This window comes from Streptomyces sp. HUAS 31 (assembly GCF_028198125.1).
Classification (GTDB): Bacteria; Actinomycetota; Actinomycetes; order Streptomycetales; family Streptomycetaceae; genus Streptomyces; species Streptomyces chartreusis.
In genome coordinates this window covers 3,834,863-3,852,051 of record NZ_CP116353.1, presented here as the reverse complement: position 1 = coordinate 3,852,051, position 17,189 = coordinate 3,834,863, and the positions used below count along the sequence as shown (strand labels likewise).

Genomic DNA, 17,189 nt, shown 5'->3' with positions numbered 1-17,189 from the left:
GGCCGGTCACGCCTCCAGCCTCTGTGCCTCCTCCAGCGCCGCCGCGTCCAGCGCCTCGGTGAGCTGGTCCAGCCGCTCCCGCAGCTCGCCGATCGCGTCCTTGTCGAAGCCCGTGGCCGCGACGATCCGGCGCGGCACCTGCAACGCCCGCTCGCGCAGTGCGACGCCCTCGTCGGTGAGTCGCACCTCCACCGAGCGCTCGTCGCGGGCGTTGCGCTCCCGGCGCACCAGGCCGGCCGTCTCCAGCCGCTTGAGCAGCGGCGACAGCGTGCCGGAGTCCAGGCGCAGATGTTCGCCGAGCTTCTTCACGGGCAGGTCGCCGTGCTCCCACAGCACCAGCATCACCAGGTACTGCGGATACGTGAGCCCCAGTTCCTTCAGGACCACGCGGTAGACGCCGCCGAAGGCGCGCGAGGCTGCGTTCAGGGAGAAGCAGATCTGCTGGTCGAGGCGGAGCCAGTCCGCCGTGGGCGTGGTCGTCATGCCTCCAGGGTAGCCCCTGCCCGTCATTTAGTTGTGTGCAATTGAATTGTGTGCTCTACTTGTGGTCGTCCGGCGGCCGCCAACAGAGCCGCCGGAACGTGACTCGAGAGGGATGGTTCCCATGGACGCGCTCTACACTGCTGTCGCCACCGCCACCCACGGCCGTGACGGTCGCGCCGTCTCCAACGACGGCAGGATCGACCTCAAGCTGGCCCCGCCGGTGGAGCTGGGCGGCAACGGGGAGGGCACCAACCCGGAGCAGCTGTTCGCCGCCGGTTACGCCGCCTGCTTCGGCAGCGCGCTCGGCCTCGTCGGCCGCCAGGCCAAGGTCGACGTCACCGACGCCGCCGTCACCGCCGAGGTCGGCATAGGCAAGCAGGGCGAGGGCTTCGGCCTGAAGGTGACGCTGCGCGTGGAGCTTCCCGACACCCTGGACGAGGAGACCGGCCGCAAGCTGGTCGAGCAGGCCCACCAGGTCTGCCCCTACTCCAACGCCACCCGCGGCAACATCGAGGTCGACCTCGTCATCGAGTAGTACCCCGGGAGCTCCCGGAACCCGACGCGCGCGTCACCCGATCCGCGCCAGCACCTCTCCCGTCTCCCGGCTCCACGCCACCACCACCGCCTCCTCCGGCACCCGCTTCCACCGCGTCAGCAGCAGCCAGCGCGCGTGGTAGCGCCGGGCGACGGTAGTGCGCTCGGTGCGGGTCGACGTGGGGGAGAGGTAGGCGCGGACATCGGCGAGCCGGCGCTCCCGGTCCCGCTCGTCCAGGGCGGGATCGGGCCAGATCGGCGCCGCGAGGTCCGGCCCGAACCCGGGGATCGAACGCGGCGCGTAGTGCCCGTCGGAGATCACCACCTCGCCCTTGCCGACATGCCGCGCCACCCAGGCGTACGACGGCCAGTGCGACGGCTGTTCCAGCCCCACCGGGTCCAGCGCCCGCGGCACCACCGCCCCGCCCTGCACGGTCAGGAACCCGACACAGGCCCCGGCCGCCGCCGCCCCGCCCAGTACCCGGCGCGCCCTGCTCCAGGGCCGGGGCGCCGCCAGCTCCACCGCGAGGGCGAACTGGAGCGGCACCAGCGTGAGCCCGAGGATCCTGCCGTACGTGTAGTGGCCGCTGATCCAGCCGTACGCCACCAGCAGACAGTCCAGCGCGAACAGCAGCACCAGCGGATCGCGCCGGGATGCACGCCGGCGCAGCCACAGTGCCGGCAGCCCGAGCAGCGCCAGCCAGAACTGGCCGGGCAGCCGCTCGTACAGCCGCCGGTGCATGCCGTCCACGCTGTGGTCACCGGCCAGCGCGAACACGTCGAAGTACGGCCAGGACCAGGCGACCAGCAACGCCACCCCCGCCGTCGCCGCCCACCGCTCGAGCACGGCGGGCCCCCACCCCCGCTGCCACCCCGCGACGAACGCCACCGCGCCCAGCACCGCGGCCGCCGCGGTGATCGGATGGACCAGCAGGATCAGCCCGTACAGCACGCCGAGCCCGGCGTACCCGGCGAACCCCGGCAGCCCGCTCGGCCCGACGTAGCGCACCGGCCACTGCCCACGGGCCCGCGCCCCGGTCCACGCCCAGGCCCAGAAGGTGAGCCCGATGGCGAACGCCGACGGGTAGCCGAGGTTGCCGGTCATCGACATCAGGCTGAGGTACCCGCTCCACCAGGCCCGCTCGGTCCCCCACAGCAGCGTCATCGCGCCCAGCGCGAGCACCGGCGCCCACGGCCGCGGCGTCAGCACCCGCACGAGACGGCCGACGCCCGTCAGCACCACCGCCAGGTTCAGCGCCCCGGCCAGCCGCACCACCTCCCAGCCGCCCAGCCCGGTCAGCCGGGCGAAGGCACCCTGCGCGACGGCGTACGGCGAGTAGTAGGGGCTGCCCGCGCCCGGCAGGTCCGCCATCGGATGCCGCGGACGCAGCAGATCCGCCTTCAGGCGCTCCACGACCGCCGCGTGCTGGCCCGCGTCGCAGCACAGCGGCACGGCCCAGTACGCCAGCAGCATCACCAGGAAGAACAGAAAGCCGAAGACCTGGTACTGCGTCGGACGCGGGCCGCGGCCGCCGCGCAGCGCGGTGGCACCGCGCACCGTGCTCCGGACGAGAGTGCCGACGGCCGCCTTTCCGACGTGCGAGGTCGTATCGGTTCGGGGCATTTGCCGTATGTTCCCGGTGGGGTCAACGGATTTGCCTCACTTCACCCCATCGGGTGAGCCCGTCAGTGGGCGTCCAGGAGCGACCGCGCGCTCGCGGGACCGGGGACCCGGCCCGCCGCCGGCCCTGCCATCTCCTCGCCCAGCATCAGCGTCCGGACGACCCGCTCGGCGGCCAGCCCGTCGTCGAACTCGCAGAACCGCTCCCGGAATCCCCGCACGAGCCGCGCCGACTCCGCGTCCTGCCAGGTCCCGGAGGCGAACAGCCACGCCAACTCCCGGTAGGAACGCGACACATGACCCGGCGCGTCGGCCGTGATGTCGAAGTAGGTGCCCCGGCTCGCCGTGTACGCGCCCCAGTCGTCGGCATGGACCACGATCGGCCGGTCCAGGTTGGCGTAGTCGAACATCAGGGCGGAGTAGTCGGTGACCAGCGCATCGGCCGCGAGCATCACGTCCTCGACGTGCGGCTCGTCCGTCGCGTCGATCAGCACGCCCCGCCGGTGCAGATCGGCCAGGCCCATCCCGCGCGCGATGCCCTTCGCCAGCGACGGGTGCAGCCGTACGACGAGCGTGTGCCCGGTGCCGAGGTCCCGGGCGAACCGGGCCAGGTCGATCCGGTCGACATGGCCGCCGCGGCGGTAGTCGCGGCGGGTCGGCGCGTACAGCACGACGGTGTGCCCGGCCGGCACACCGAGCCGGGCGCGGGCCGCTTCAGTGGCCTCGGCGTTCGCGTTCACCAGCACGTCGTTGCGCGGGCTGCCCGTCCGCGCCGACGCGAAGTGACACGGGTAGGCCCGCTCCCACACCAGCTCCGAGTGCCGGTTGGCCACCAGGCTGTGGTCCCAGCGGTCCGCCCGCCACAGCATCTTCGGCACGTCGAAGCCGTGCCGGGCACCGGGCTTGGCCAGCAGGTCGGCCGCCATGTGCTTCAGCGGGGTGCCCTGATGGGTGTGGATGTGGACGCTGCCGGGCCGCTTGCCCAGGGCGCCCGGCCAGTTGACGTTGTTCACCCAGTACGTCGCCCGCGCCATGACCTCGTGATAGCGCCGCGAGCCCGGCGTCACGAAGTCGATGCCGGGCGCCATCGTGTCCGCCGCGTCCTCCCGCACCACCCACACGCCCCTCAGGTGCGGGGCGATCTCGCCGGCCTTCGCGTGGATCGCCGCCGGATCGCCCAGCACACCCCGGTGCGAGAACGCCGAGTACACGGCGAGATGCGGATCCAGGGGCCGCCTCGACCGGGCCGCGTACAGCACCCGCCCGGCCCGCTGCCCGGCCGCCCGCGTCACCCGCCGCCTGCCGCTCGCGACGACCCCGCGCAGCTCGCGCAGCACACGGGCCGCGGCGAACGACTCGTACGGCGCCGTGGCCAGCAGTCGCATCTCCTGGCCGCGTGTGCCGCCGGGCGGGACGAAGCTTTCGGGGACGTGCCGGGCGTAGAAGGAGCGGATCGCCCGGTAGAAGTCCGGCCGGTGCCCGAGCCGCACCCGGTCCTCGCGGGCCAGCACGAACAGCATGTGGTCCAGAGCCCGTTCGAACAGCGGCGGGCACGCCCACGCCAGGTCCGGGCGCTGCCGCAGGAACGCGAACAGGGACTCGTACTGCGGGAAGATGTCGAAATGCCGCCGCCCCGGCGTCCTGGTGATCGCGCCCTGCCGGCGCTGCCGGTACTCGACCCCGATCCGCTCCAGACAGGCGACCCGGTCGGCCAGCACCATCGAGCGGTAGGTGACGGGCGCGTCCTCGTACAGGCCCGGGGCGTACGCCAGCTCGTGCCCGAGGAAGAAGTCGCGCCGGTACGCCTTGTTCCACGCCACCAGGAACAGATGCAGGTACTCCGGGTTCTCCCGCACGCTGACCGTGCCGGTGCCGGCCGCCGCCAGCAGGTCCGCCGAGGTGCTGCGGCCACCGCGCCCCCACCAATGGGTGCGCACATGGTCGAAGACCAGGATGTCCGGGTCACCGGTCGCGTCCAGCCGCGCGGCGACCGCCTCCAGCAGACCCGGCGTGTAGTGGTCGTCGCTGTCCAGGAACAGGACGTAGTCGCCGCCGGCCTGCGCCAGCCCGGCGTTGCGGGCCCGGCCGAGACCGACGTTCTCCGCAAGATGCAGCACACGCACGCGTGCGTCGCGCTCGGCGTAGCCGTCCAGGATGGCCGGGCAGCCGTCGGGTGAGCGGTCGTCGACCGCGATCACCTCGAAGTCGGTGTACGACTGCCCGAGCACCGAGTCCAGGCACTCCCGCAGGAAGCCCTGCACCTTGAAGACGGGCACGATGATGCTGAAGCGGGGCACGTCAGCTCCTCACAAGGGTCGTCGCGGCGGGGGCGGGGACGCGCTCGGCGAGCGGGACCACCGGCGGCAGCGCCTCGGGCGGCTCCCCGAGCAGCACCCGGCGTACGACACGCTCGGCTGCGTGCCCGTCGTCGAACTGGCAGAAGCGCTCCCGGAACGCGGCACGCAGGGCGTCCGCCTCCTCGTCCGCGTACGAGCCGTCCCGCAGCACGGCCGCGAGCTCGCCCGGCGTCCGCGCCACCCGCCCCGGCGGCGCCTCCATCAGGTCGAAGTAGACGCCCCGCAGCTCCCGGTAGACGTCCCAGTCGTCGGCGTACACGACGATCGGACGGTCCAGGTTGGCGTAGTCGAACATGATCGACGAGTAGTCGGTGATCAGCGCGTCGGCGGCCAGGCACACGTCCTCGGCGGAGCGGTGCCCGGTGACGTCGATGATCCGGCCGGTGCCGCGCGCGGCACCCTGGTCGTAGAAGTAGTGGGCGCGCAGCAGCACCACGTACTGGTCGCCGATCTCCTCGCACAGCGCCCGAAGATCCAGGCCCGTCTCGAAGCCGGTGGCGTGGTCGCGGTGCGTGGGCGCGTACAGCAGCGCCTTCTTGTCCTCGGGGACGCCCAGTTCGCGGCGCACGCGCGCGACGTCGTCGGCGGTCGCCGTGCAGTAGACGTCGTTGCGCGGATAGCCGTACTCAAGGGTCTCGTGGGAGGCGGGGAAGGCCCGCTCCCACATCTGCGTGGAGTGCCGGTTGGAGCTCAGGTTGAAGTCCCAGCGGTCCACGCGGGCCAGCAGCCTGGAAAAGCTGCCGGTCGCCGCGGCCACCACCGGATAGGTCGCCTGGTCGGCGCCCATCTTCTTCAGCGGGGTGCCGTGCTGGGTCGACAGATGGACACTGCCCTTGCGCTTGACCACGGCGTCCGCGAAGTTGGCGTTGTTGATCAGGTACTTGGCGCGGGCCAGCACGTCCCAGTACTCACGGCTGCCGATCACCGCGTACTCCACGCCCTTGGGCACGGTGTGCGCCCGGTCGGCCTCGACCAGGAACACCGAGCGGATGTGGGGGGCGAGTTCGCGCGCCTTGGCGTGGATCGCCGCCGGGTTGCAGACATAGCCGCGGCCCCAGTACGCGCAGTACACCGCGAGGTTCGCGTCCAGCCGGGTCCGCAGCCGGTGCCGGTACCGGAGCCGGGTGCGCAGCCCGCGCGGCCGCGGCACTGCCGAAACCGTCCTCGCCAACGCCCGGTTCGCGCCGCGCAGCGCCCGGAACGCCAGGTACGCCCCGCTCGCCAGCAGCCGGTGCTGCACCCCCAGACTGCCGCCCGGCGTCCGGTACCCGGCGGGCCGGTAGCGTCGGTACAGCCCGCTCGCCCGCTGGAAGAACGCCCGGCGCCGGCGCGGCAGCCTGCGCGGATGAGCGGCCGTCTTCAGCACGGCCGCGAAGAGCTGCTCGAACAGCGGCCCGAACCGCTCCGCGGGCAGCTGAAGTTCGGCGGCCCGCGCGAGCACCAGCTCGGCCTGCGCGAGCAGCTCGAAGTGATGCCCGCCAGGCAGGCCGAGCCGGTTGCCCTGCCGGCGCAGCAGATGCCGTACGACGACCTGCCGCAGCACCGCCACGCGCTCGGCGCTCAACGCGACCAGGCCGCCGAAGCCGATGTCGGTGAAGCGGCCCTCGGGGAAGGTGAGCTGCCGTTCGGTGAGGAAGGCACGCCGGTAGGCCGCGCTCCACGCCGGCAGCTCGACGCCGGTGAGGTGCGGGGCCCGCTCGGGCGGGAAGGCACCGTCCGGCGTGCGCGCCAGCACCGGCGCGGCCGGGTTGGTCGGCTCGCCCGTCCACCACGGGGTCCGCTCGTGCTCGAAGTACAGGACGTCCACGTCACCGGTCTCGCCCAGCCGGGCGTCCAGCGCCGCCAGCGCGCCCGGCAGCAGCGTGTCGTCGCCGTCCAGGAACAGCAGCCAGTCACCGGTCGCGGCCCGCAGCCCGGCATCGCGCGCCCCGGCCAGCCCGACCGCGGGCGGCGAGTGCACGGGCGCCACCCGGCAGTCCCGCTCGGCGTACCCGGCGGCGACGCCCTGCGCCGGGGCGTCGGGGCCGTCCGTGACCGGGATCAGCTCGAAGTCGCCGAAGGACTGGCCCAGGACCGAGTCCAGCGCCTGGGGCAGCCGGCCCGCGACCCCATGGGACGGAACGATGATGCTGAAGCGGGGCATACTGCTCTTCCTGTCGGTGTGCGATGTGCCGGCGGCCTGGTGCGCGAGGAGGCCGGGGGCCGGACTCAGCCGGCGTCGAGACGCCCGGGGCGCCCCGCGGGACGCCAGGTGGGCGGCCTGCTCGGTGTGGGCCGTGACGGGCTGGAGGGCATGCGGACTCCTCTTCTGTGAGAACGCCGTTCAGCGGCTCTCGGTGACGGTCACGGGTCTCGCGGGTCGTGGCACGGTCGCCGGCGGGGTGTGCGGGAGCGACGCGGCAGGCGACGGCACGGGGTGGCGCCTGCCGAGCGGTACGACCGGCGGCCCGCCCGGCTCGCCCAGCAGCACATGGCGGACGACCCGCTCGGCGGCCCGTCCGTCGTCGTGGGGGCAGAAGCGCTCGCGGAACGCCGCCCTCAGCTGGGCGGAACGCGAGCCGCGCCAGTGGCCGGTGGCGAAGATGTCGATCAGCTCGTCCTCGCCGCGGGAGATCGCGCCCGGCGGGAAGGACCGCAGGTCGAAGTAGGTGCCGCGGGCTGCCTCGTACGCCTCCCGGTCGTCGGCGTGGATCACGATCGGCCGGTCCAGGCCGGCGTAGTCGAACATGATCGACGAGTAGTCCGTGACCAGCGCGTCCGAGGCCAGGCACAGCGACTCGACGCTCGGGTGGCCGGTGACGTCGATGACCCGGCCGGACGGGTTCTCGACGAGCGGGCCGCCGTGGCGGTGGTGGGCGCGGGCCAGGACGACGTAGCGCGGGCCGAGGCGGCGCGCGACGCGGTGCAGGTCGAGAGCGGCCCTCTGGGTGCGGCGGTAGTCGCGGTGCGTGGGGGCGTACAGGATCACCACCGCGCCCTCGGGGATGCCGAGCTGCTCGCGGACGCGGGTCACGTCCGCCGAAGTGGCCTGCTGGAAGACGTCGTTGCGCGGGCTGCCGTATTCGAGGGTGGTGTACGTGCCCGGGTGGACCCGCTCCCAGACCAGGGTGGAGTGGCGGTTGCCCGAGAGGAGGTAGTCCCACTTGTCGACGTCGTCGAGGAGCTCGTCGAGGTTCGACCCCTCGGCCGCCGCGGGGCGTTCGCGCAGGTCCAGGCCCATGCGCTTGAGCGGAGTGCCGCGCTGGGTCTGCACCAGGACCTGGCCGCGGCGCTTGACCAGGCCCCGGTCGAAGCCGGCGTTGTGCACGAGGTACTTGGAGCGGGCGAGGGCCGTCCAGTAGGCGGCCGTGCCGGGGCGGACGTGGCGGGTGCCGGACGGGATCGAGCCCCGCTCTCCGGCGCCGGCGACCCAGGCCGTGCGGATGTGCGGGGCGTGGGTGCGGAACGCCTGCTCCAGGGCGCCCGGGTGGCAGCCGTGCCCCTGGACGCCGTGCGCGGTGAAGACGGCACGGTCGGCGCGCACCGGCAGCAGGCGCTGGACGCGGTAGTGCAGACGCAGGGCTCCGGTGCGCAGGCGCCTGCGCAGCCGGCCGGTGAGCTTGGCGGTACGGCGCACGAGGGCCGCCGACCGCTGCAGGGCGTGATAGGTGCGGTGCATGCCCAGGCGGACGAGCGTGTAGTGGACGCGGGTGCGTGCCGGGAGGGGGACGCCGGGGGCGTGGTAGCGCTGGTAGTAGGTGCGGGCCCGGCGCAGGAACGCGGCCCGGCTGCGGCGCGGCAGGCGGTCGCGGCGGGCGAACACCACGATCAGGTGGTCCACCATCCGCCGGAACAACAGGGGCCGCCAGCAGGCGAGTTCGGGGCGGCGGGCCACGTACGCGAAGACCCGGTCGTACTGCTCGAAGATGTCGAAGTGGCGGACGCTGACCGTGCCGAGGATGCCGCCCCGGCGGCGCTGCCGGTAGTGCACGCACACCCGGTCCAGGGTCGCGATCGACTCGGCGGTCATCATGACCGGGTAGGTCCAGGGCGTGTCCTCGTAGTAGCCGGACGGGAAGGCGAAGCCCTCCGCCTCGACGAACTCCCTCCGGTACGCCTTGTTCCAGGCGACCATCAGCAGCCGCAGCAGGCCCGGGCGGTCCGCCAGCCGGAAGGGCGCGGGGCCTTCCTCGGAGAGCTGCCCGGCGGCCTGGTTGCGGACCGTCTCGCCACTCCAGTGGGTGCGCGCGTAGTCGTAGACCAGGACGTCCGGATCGCCGGTCTCCTTCAGCCGGTCGGCGATGGCGTGCAGGCTGTCGGGGGTGAGGCTGTCGTCGCTGTCCAGGAAGATCAGGTAGTCGCCGGTCGCCTCGGCCGTACCGGCGTTGCGGGCGGCTCCGAGCCCCCTGTTCCGGTCCAGACGCACCGGGCGCACGCGCGGGTCGCGGGCCGCGAACTCGTCGATGATCGCGCCACAGGCGTCCGGCGAGCAGTCGTCCACGGCGATCAGTTCCAGATCGGGGTACGACTGTGTGAGCACCGATTCCAGGCACTCGTGCAGATACGCCTGCACCTTGTACACGGGGACAATGACACTGAACCTGGGCAAGGGACATCCATCGATCGGTGCGGGCGTTCGGCCCGGGAACGGCCAATGGAGTGACTTGGTTACGGGTCCTACGGCATACGGGGGACCGCGGGTGAACGACAGGGGGCGGGCCGTTTCGGGCCCGCCCCCTCACGGCTGCCGCCGCGCAAGCGTCCTGTCTTTGCGGCTACTTGACCGCGCCCGCCATCACGCCGGACACGAACTGCCGCTGGAACGCGAAGAACACCACCAGCGGGATCACCATGGAGATGAACGCGCCGGGTGCCAGCACGTCGACGTTGCTGCCGAACTGGCGTACCTGGGTCTGCAACGCGACCGTGATCGGCTGGCTGTCGGCGTCCGTGAAGATCAGCGCGACCAGCATGTCGTTCCACACCCACAGGAACTGGAAGATGCCGAGCGCGGCGATCGCCGGACCGCCCAGCGGCATCACGACACGGAAGAACAGGCGCAGTTCACCGGCGCCGTCCAGTCGCGCCGCCTCCAGCAGTTCCCGTGGGATCTCCGCGAAGAAGTTCCGCAGCAGGAACACCGCGAACGGCAGCCCGAAGCCGACGTGGAAGAGGATCACGCCGATCAGGGAGCCGAAGATGCCGATGTTGCCGAAGAGTTCGGCGATCGGGATCAGCGCCACCTGCACCGGTACCACCAACAGGCCGACCACGCCGAGGAACCACCAGTCGCGGCCCGGGAACTCCATCCACGCGAACGCGTATCCCGCGAGTGCGCCGATCATGACGACGAGGACCGTCGCCGGGACCGTGATCAGCACGGTGTTGAGGATCGAGTCGGTGATGTCGCTGTTGCCCAGCAGCTTGTCGTAGCTCTCGAAGGTGAGTTGGGAGGGCTTGCTGAGGACCTCCCACCAGCCGCTCGCGCTCATCTCCTCCGGCGGCCGGAGCGACGACAGCAGCAGCCCGAGCGTCGGGACCAGCCAGAACAGGCCCACGACGATCAGGAACACCCGCACCAGCCCGCCGCTGACGAAGGAGGCCAGCCGGGAGCCGAGGGACTCCTTGGTCATCGCCGCACCTCCCGTCGCAGCCTACGGATGTTGAACCACATCACCGGGATCACGAGCAGCAGCAGGAACACCGAGATCGCGCTCGCGATGCCCGGCTGGTCCTCGGAGAAGCCCTTGCGGTACAGCTCCAGCGCCAGGACGTTCGCGTCGTCCTGGGAGGAGCCCGGGGCGATGATGAAGACCAGGTCGAAGATCTTCAGGACGTTGATCATCAGGGTGACGGTGACGACCGCGAGGACGGGCGCCAGCAGCGGCACCGTGATCTTGCGGAACACCTGCCACTCGTTGGCGCCGTCGACCCGGGCCGCCTCCAGCAGATCGCGCGGGATCCCCGCGAGCCCCGCCGCGATCAGCACCATCGCGAAACCGGCCCACATCCAGATGTACGACCCGATGATGGACGGCGTGACCAGCGACGGGCCGAGCCAGTCCAGTCCGTTGTACGGCTCCTTGAAGTTGTCCGCAGGGAGCTTCAGCTGCGCCCCGTCGGCCGCGGCCGGCAGCGTGAACGTGCCGTCGTCGGCGGCCTTCGTGGAGGCCACGACCTTGCCGTCCTTGACGGCCTCGATCTTCATCCCGGCATAGCCGAGCTCGGCCGCGTCGACCCCGCCGAGCGTGCCGACGCCCTTGCCGCGGGTGAAGTCCTGCCAGGTGGTGCCGGTGACCTTCCCCGGCTCCGCCTTCGCCTCCACGGCCTTGCCCGCGTCGTCCGGCATCACGTCCGGGGCGACGCCGACCAGGGGCAGCGTGACCGGTGTGCCCGCGCTGACCGTGGCCTTGGTGATGAAACCGCCGCCCGGCGCCGCTTCGAGGGGCGACTCACGGCCCGGGTGGGCCTTCGGGAACGCCGACGACTGCGCGAAGGTGTCGTGGACGCCCACCCACACCGCGTTCGCGACGCCCTTGTCCGGGTCCTGGTCGTAGACCAGCCGGAAGATGATGCCGGCGGCCAGCATCGAGATCGCCATCGGCATGAAGACGACCAGCTTGAACGCCGTGCCCCAGCGCACCCGTTCGGTCAGCACCGCGAATATCAGACCGAGCGCGGTCGCGACGGTCGGGGCGAACACCACCCAGACGATGTTGTTCTTCAGGGCGGTGCGGATGCCGTCGTCCGTGAACAGGGCCTGGTAGTTGTCGAATCCGGCGAAGCCGTCGCCGGACTGGTCGTAGAAGCTGCGGATCACCGAGTACCCGATCGGGTACACCACGAGCGCGCCGAGCAGCACCAGGGCGGGCAGCAGGAAGAGCGCCGCCACGGTCCTGCGGGTACCGGTCACGCTCTTGCGTGACTTGGGTGCGGCAGGGGGCGTGGTGCCCCCTGCCGCTTCCGCGGAAGCCATGACGTCAGTTTCCGTACGCCGCGGCCGCGTCGGCCTCCAGCTTCTGCTGGGTGCCCGCGACGTCCGACGGGTTCTTCAAGAAGTCCTGGAGGGCCTTCCACTCGCCCTTGCCGGGGGTGCCGCCGAAGGCCTGCGGGGCCTGGTCGGACATGTCGAAGCGGAAGTCGTCACCCGAATCGATCAGGGCCTTGGCGATCTTCCGCTGCACCTCGTTCGGGTACGCGGAGTTCTCCACGTTCTTGTTCGGCGAGAGGTAGCCGCCGAGCTTCGCCTGGATCGTCGCCGCGTCCGGGGAGGCCAGCCAGGTCGCCAGCGCCTGCGCGGCCTCGGAGTCCTGGAGGATGACGGCCGCGTCGCCGCCGGAGACGACCGGCGCGGTGTCACCCACGGTCGGGAACGGGAACACCTTCGCGTCCGTGCCGACCGCGGCCTTCGCCTGGGTGATGTTGACCTGCGCGAAGTCGCCCTCGTAGACCATGCCGGCCTTGGGCTGGTCGCCACCGGTGAAGACCTGGGTGACGGAGGCCGGGAAGTCCGTCTGGAGCGCGCCGCCCGCACCGCCCGCCACATAGTCCTTCTTGCCCCACACCTGGGCGAGCGTGGTGAGCGCGTCCTTCACGGACGCGTCGGTCCACTTGATCTCGTGCTTCGCCAGCTGGTCGTACTTCTCGGGCCCGGCCTGGGAGAGATAGACGTTCTCGAACCAGTCCGTGAGGGTCCAGCCCTCCGCGCCGCCCACCGAGAACGGTGTGACACCGGAGTCGTAGACGGTCTGCGCGGTGGTGAGCAGCTCGTCCCACGTCTTGGGCTCGGCGGCCCCCGCGTTCTCGAAGACCTTGGCGTTGTACCAGATCAGGGACTTGTTGGCCGCCTTGTAGTAGACGCCGTACTGCTTGTTGTCGACCTTGCCGATCTCCTGCCAGCCCGGCGAGTAGTTCTGCTGCAACTCCTTGACCGCGTCGGCGCCCAGCGGCTTGGCCCACTTCTTCTCGACGGCCTGCTTTATGGCGCCGGGCTGCGGAAGCATCGCGACGTCCGGCGGCTGACCGCCCGCGACCTTCGAGCCGAGGAAGTTGATGATCGGGTCCTGCGCGGGCACGAAGGTGACCTTGGCACCGGTGCGCTTCTCGAACTCCGCGAGGACCTTCTTGAAGTTCGCCTGCTCGGCACCGGTCCACACGGCGGCGACCTCGAGGGACTCGCCGTCCAGCTTGGGAAGGGTGACGGTGCTCGCGGACTCCTCGCCGGAGCCGCCCTGTTCGTTGCCGTTGTCCTTGTCGTCCCCACCGCACGCGGTGAGGGAGAGTGCGAGGGCGCCCGCGAAGACGGCTGCCGCTGTCCTGGCGGCCCTGCGTGTCCGGTTCCTGCTGCTCGTGCTGCGCATCACTGCCCCGTTCTTCGTGCCTCGTCGAACGTTCGAGCGCTGTCCCGTGCGATCTGGTCTACGCCCTGCCATGGGGGGCGGCAAGACCGCGTTCGCTGTCAAGTAGGCGATCGTGACCGCCTCGTGACCAGGCACCCAACGCCCTGTCCCGGACACGGAACGGGCCGAAACGCAGCGGGCGGCGTTACAGGAGTGACGGCACCTCGGTCGCCGAGACCTCTCGCGCCGCCCGCTCCACCGCACTGGCCAGCAACGCCAGATCCGTAGGGCCGTTCCCCAGCTCCCGCACCTGACGCCGGGCCGGCGGATCACCCATCCGGTGCCACTCCAACGGCACGACCGTCGGCCGCAGCGTCGCCGTGCGCGGAATGCGTCCGGTGACCCGGCCGCCCTGGAACGGCAGCACCCGTCCGTCCGCCCACGCCAACCGGCCGCGCCCCGGAGCCGGTTCGTCCGGTCCCGCGGCCACCGCGTCCAGCGTCACCCGCAGGGTCGCCCGACGGGCCGTCTCCGACTCCGCCGTACGGCCGCCGGCCGCCGTGGCCGCCACCAGGTGCACCCCGAGCCGCTCGCCCTCGCGGGCCACGGCCTCCAGCGCGCGTATCACCGAGCCGGCGGCCGGCCTGCCCGGCGAGCCCAACGCGGGTGAGACCAGTGCGTCCAGGTCGTCCACGACCACCACGAGCCGGGGCAGCGGCGGCACCGCCTCGGCCTGCCGGCGCCCCGCTCCGGGCCGCAGCCGCATCGTGGAGCTGGGCGGGCTGTCCAGGTCCCCGGTGTGGTCACCGGTGCCGGATCCGGCACCGGCCGTCGCCGCACGCTGCGTGACCATTCGGCCCGACAGGGCTCGCCCCGTGTGCCACTCGGCGAAGTCGGACCGTCCGAGCAGCTCGGCCCGCCGCTTCAGCTCGGCGCTCAGCGACTGCGCGAACTCCCGCATCCGGACCGGGTCGTTGGCGGTCAGATGGGTGGTGACATGCGGTATGTCGGTGCACGCCAGCAGCCCGTCGCCATGACTGCCGCCCGAGCCGACGCTGTCCCGGCCGTCGATCAGCACGACGCCCAGCCGGTCCGGGCGCTCGGCCGCCGCGAGGGACGCGACGACGGCCCGCAGCAGTTCCGTACGCCCGCTGCCGGGCGGGCCCTCGATCAGCAGATGCGGCCCGTCCGCACCGAGGTCCGCGCCGACCGGGCCGCGCGGTCCGGCCCCGAGCACGGCGCACGCGCGCCCGCCGAGGGCCTGGGGGTCGTCGGCCGCGTCGGCCCACCGCGCCATCAGCGACGCGGGCGTGGCCCGCGCCAGCCCCAACTCGTCGAGCAGCCGTGCCGCCTGGGGCAACGGCACGGACACGCGCGCGTGCCGCTCGCCGAAGCCGCCCTCCGTGCGCAACGGCGCCAGTGCCCGCGCGAACCGCTCGGCCCAGGCGAGCGAGACGGCGTCCACGGCGGCGACGGTGCCGTGCCCGACCGGACCGCGGGCGGCACCGGCTCCGGAAGTGGCGTGCTGGGCCCCCGCGGAAGGGGTGCGCTGCTGGGCGTTACCTGTGGGGGCCTGTCGTTGGGCGGTACCGGTGGGGGCTTGCCGTTGAGCGGTGTCGTCCCATGCGACGCCGTCCTCCACGCGCTCGCGGCCCGCGGCGCCCTGCTCGCCGGTCCCGCCGTGCGCCACCCGCAGCAGCCGCAGCGCCGTCGCCACGTCACCGCTGAGCAGCGCGACCGCGCCGCACTCCCGGAACGTCGGCGACACCGTGCACGCCGCCTCGTAGGTCTCCGTCACCGGCGAAGCGGGCGACGCCGAGGCCGTCTCCGCCAGGCACACGACGTGTATCCCGGCGCGCGGCCCCTCCTGCGCCAGCCGCGCCACCGCCTCGCGCACGTCGGAGCCCCCGGGATCGCCGTCCACGACGACCACGGTGTACGGCCCCGCGAACCCGCCCGTCACGTCGGCCGCGTCGTCGTCCCGCGCCCACGAGGGCCGCCGGTCCCCGCGCTGACCGGGGATCCGGCCGTCCGGCACGACCGCCGCCACGGTGCTCCCGCCCCGCGTCGCCGGCTCCGCCGTCATGTCCTCCAGCCGCCGCAGCAGCTCCTCCGTACGGGCCGTCGCCTGTTCGCGGTCGTAGGCCAGCAGCAGGCGGCAGTCCTGGCCGTGCCCGGGGCGGACGTGCGGGAGCCAGCCCAGCCACGCCCACTCGGCGGTGCGCTCCTCCAGGGGGCGGGCACGGTCCACGCTGAGCAGGACGATTTCCAGGGCATCGGGGGAGTGCAGTGCCGCGAGCTGGGCGAGCACCGCGCGGGCCAGCCCGGCGAGCCGCTCGCGCGGACCTGCCAGGCCCAGCGCCCCGACCTCCCGCAGATCGGCGGTCACCGGCACGGCGGGCAGCAGCCCCGAGCCGTCGGGCGCCGTCCGGTCGGCCGTGCCGAGCCGGACCGTGAGCGCCTCCGCATGACCCGGTGAGCGCTCCCACAGCCGGGGTCCCGGGCCCAGGGCCGTCAGCAGCAGCGACGCCGGGTCCGGCCAGGTCTCCGGCTGCCGGGGACCGTCGGCAGCCGCGGGCCGCCCGGACTCCGCCACCGGCTCGTCATCGTCGTACGTCCCGTCCGGTTCCGCCCCCTGCTCGGGGCGGCCGCCGGCCAGCCGGCGCGCCCACGCCGAGAGGCCGCCCCGCCTGCGTACGCCCGGCGGCACGTCGGTGCCGCGCAGCGGGGTGCCCTTACGGGTGCCGCCCGCCGTGTTCTCGGGGAGCGCCGCCCCGGTGGTCGTGGAAGCCGTGTGGGAGGAAGGGCCGGGGTCGTCGCCGAACGCGCCCTGGCCGAAGCCCGCGCCGTGGGTGTCGCCGCCGCGTGGTGCGGGGAGCGTCCCGCCGGCTCCGCCGTGCCGTTCGATCCGCGGGGCGCCGCCCTGGAGCGGGACGATCGGCGGCTCGACGGGATCGTGCTCCTGAGCCGACCGGTCGGCCGAGGGCGCGGCCGGATCGCCGCCGTCCGCCACGCGTGTGTGGCGCACCGCCGGGTCCGCGGGGACCGGCGGGCGGGCGCCGGAATCGCCGTCGCCGCCGGGCACGCGCACGTGCCCCTCACCGTCCGGTTCCGTCCGCACCCGCGCGCCAGGACCGCCGGCCGGGGTCAGCCGCAGGGCCGACTCGCCGATCCGCAGCAGGGCACCCGGCGCGAACCGCACCTGGCGGGTGCTGAGCCGGGTGCCGTCCAGCGTGGTGCCGTTCGTCGAGCCGAGGTCGGCGACCGAGACCCGGCCGTCGGTGGCGACCGTGACCGCGCAGTGCAGCCGGGAGACGTCCGGGTCGTCCAGCGGGACGTCGGCGTCGGCGGAGCGGCCGATGCGGATCTCGCCGCCGTGCAGCAGATGGACACCGCCCGCGTCCGGGCCCGCCACCACATGGAGCTGGGTCGGGGCGTCGTCCAGCTCGGGGTGGGGTTCGGGGGCCGCAGGGGCGCCCAGGGACAGCACCGCGCCGTCGGTCAGCGGGGGCTCGCCGAGGGTGCTGCGCCGGTCGTCGAGCCGCTCCGCGCCCGCGTACAGCACGACCGGGCCGCCGCCGCGCTCGGTCTCCTTCGCGCCCTCGAACCCGCTCGACCGGGAGGAGCCCGCACCGCGGGAGGTGCCCGTGTCGCCGGCCACCGACGAGGCGAGCGCCGACGCCACCGCGGCCAGGGCCGTGCCGGCCGGTGCCGTGACCAGTACGTCGCAGCTCGCGGCGCGACCACGCGCCGGGGAAGGCGGTGCCAGTGGGTCTACGACGGTCAGCCGGATCTGCATCGGCGTCAGCGGTCCCTTCTGCGCGGGCGCGGACCAGGGCCCGTCTGATGGATCTCCCCACCCCACACGAGCACATC

At 73.0% G+C, this 17,189-nt stretch carries 10 protein-coding genes; 1 reads left to right on the top strand and 9 read right to left on the bottom strand.

The genetic code is table 11. The annotated features are described in order from the left end of the window. Positions 1-6 precede the first annotated feature (6 nt). Positions 7-483, bottom strand: a complete 477-nt coding sequence (locus PGH47_RS17000) for a MarR family winged helix-turn-helix transcriptional regulator (protein ID WP_271664145.1) — start codon at positions 481-483, stop codon at positions 7-9. A 121-nt stretch (positions 484-604) separates the two neighbouring features. Here PGH47_RS17000 and PGH47_RS16995 point away from each other — a divergent pair, with 121 nt between their 5' ends. Continuing rightward, positions 605-1,018: an organic hydroperoxide resistance protein gene (locus PGH47_RS16995; RefSeq protein ID WP_030947586.1), complete on the top strand. Its 414-nt coding sequence runs from the start codon at positions 605-607 to the stop codon at positions 1,016-1,018. 33 nt (positions 1,019-1,051) lie between these two features. On the opposite strand, the gene PGH47_RS16990 is transcribed toward PGH47_RS16995, so the two are convergent. From PGH47_RS16990 to PGH47_RS16955, 8 genes are all read right to left on the bottom strand, one after another. After that, complete coding sequence (locus PGH47_RS16990) at positions 1,052-2,641, bottom strand: hypothetical protein (protein ID WP_271664144.1); 1,590 nt, start codon at positions 2,639-2,641, stop codon at positions 1,052-1,054. 62 nt (positions 2,642-2,703) lie between these two features. Then, positions 2,704-4,935: a bifunctional glycosyltransferase/CDP-glycerol:glycerophosphate glycerophosphotransferase gene (locus PGH47_RS16985; protein ID WP_271664143.1), complete on the bottom strand. Its 2,232-nt coding sequence runs from the start codon at positions 4,933-4,935 to the stop codon at positions 2,704-2,706. Between the two features lies 1 nt (position 4,936). Continuing rightward, positions 4,937-7,138: a bifunctional glycosyltransferase/CDP-glycerol:glycerophosphate glycerophosphotransferase gene (locus PGH47_RS16980; RefSeq protein WP_271664142.1), complete on the bottom strand. Its 2,202-nt coding sequence runs from the start codon at positions 7,136-7,138 to the stop codon at positions 4,937-4,939. Between the two features lie 180 nt (positions 7,139-7,318). Beyond that, positions 7,319-9,583 (bottom strand): bifunctional glycosyltransferase/CDP-glycerol:glycerophosphate glycerophosphotransferase, encoded by a 2,265-nt coding sequence (locus tag PGH47_RS16975; protein ID WP_271664141.1) that lies wholly within the window; start codon positions 9,581-9,583, stop codon positions 7,319-7,321. Between the two features lie 166 nt (positions 9,584-9,749). Then, positions 9,750-10,607: a carbohydrate ABC transporter permease gene (locus tag PGH47_RS16970; RefSeq protein ID WP_126902770.1), complete on the bottom strand. Its 858-nt coding sequence runs from the start codon at positions 10,605-10,607 to the stop codon at positions 9,750-9,752. Further along, positions 10,604-11,950, bottom strand: a complete 1,347-nt coding sequence (locus PGH47_RS16965) for a carbohydrate ABC transporter permease (protein ID WP_443048500.1) — start codon at positions 11,948-11,950, stop codon at positions 10,604-10,606. The genes PGH47_RS16970 and PGH47_RS16965 overlap by 4 nt, the downstream gene beginning before the upstream one ends. A gap of 4 nt (positions 11,951-11,954) precedes the next feature. Further along, positions 11,955-13,334 (bottom strand): ABC transporter substrate-binding protein, encoded by a 1,380-nt coding sequence (locus tag PGH47_RS16960; protein WP_271664140.1) that lies wholly within the window; start codon positions 13,332-13,334, stop codon positions 11,955-11,957. Positions 13,335-13,518: 184 nt separating this feature from the next. Beyond that, complete coding sequence (locus PGH47_RS16955) at positions 13,519-17,112, bottom strand: FHA domain-containing protein (protein ID WP_271664139.1); 3,594 nt, start codon at positions 17,110-17,112, stop codon at positions 13,519-13,521. Positions 17,113-17,189: the final 77 nt, after the last annotated feature.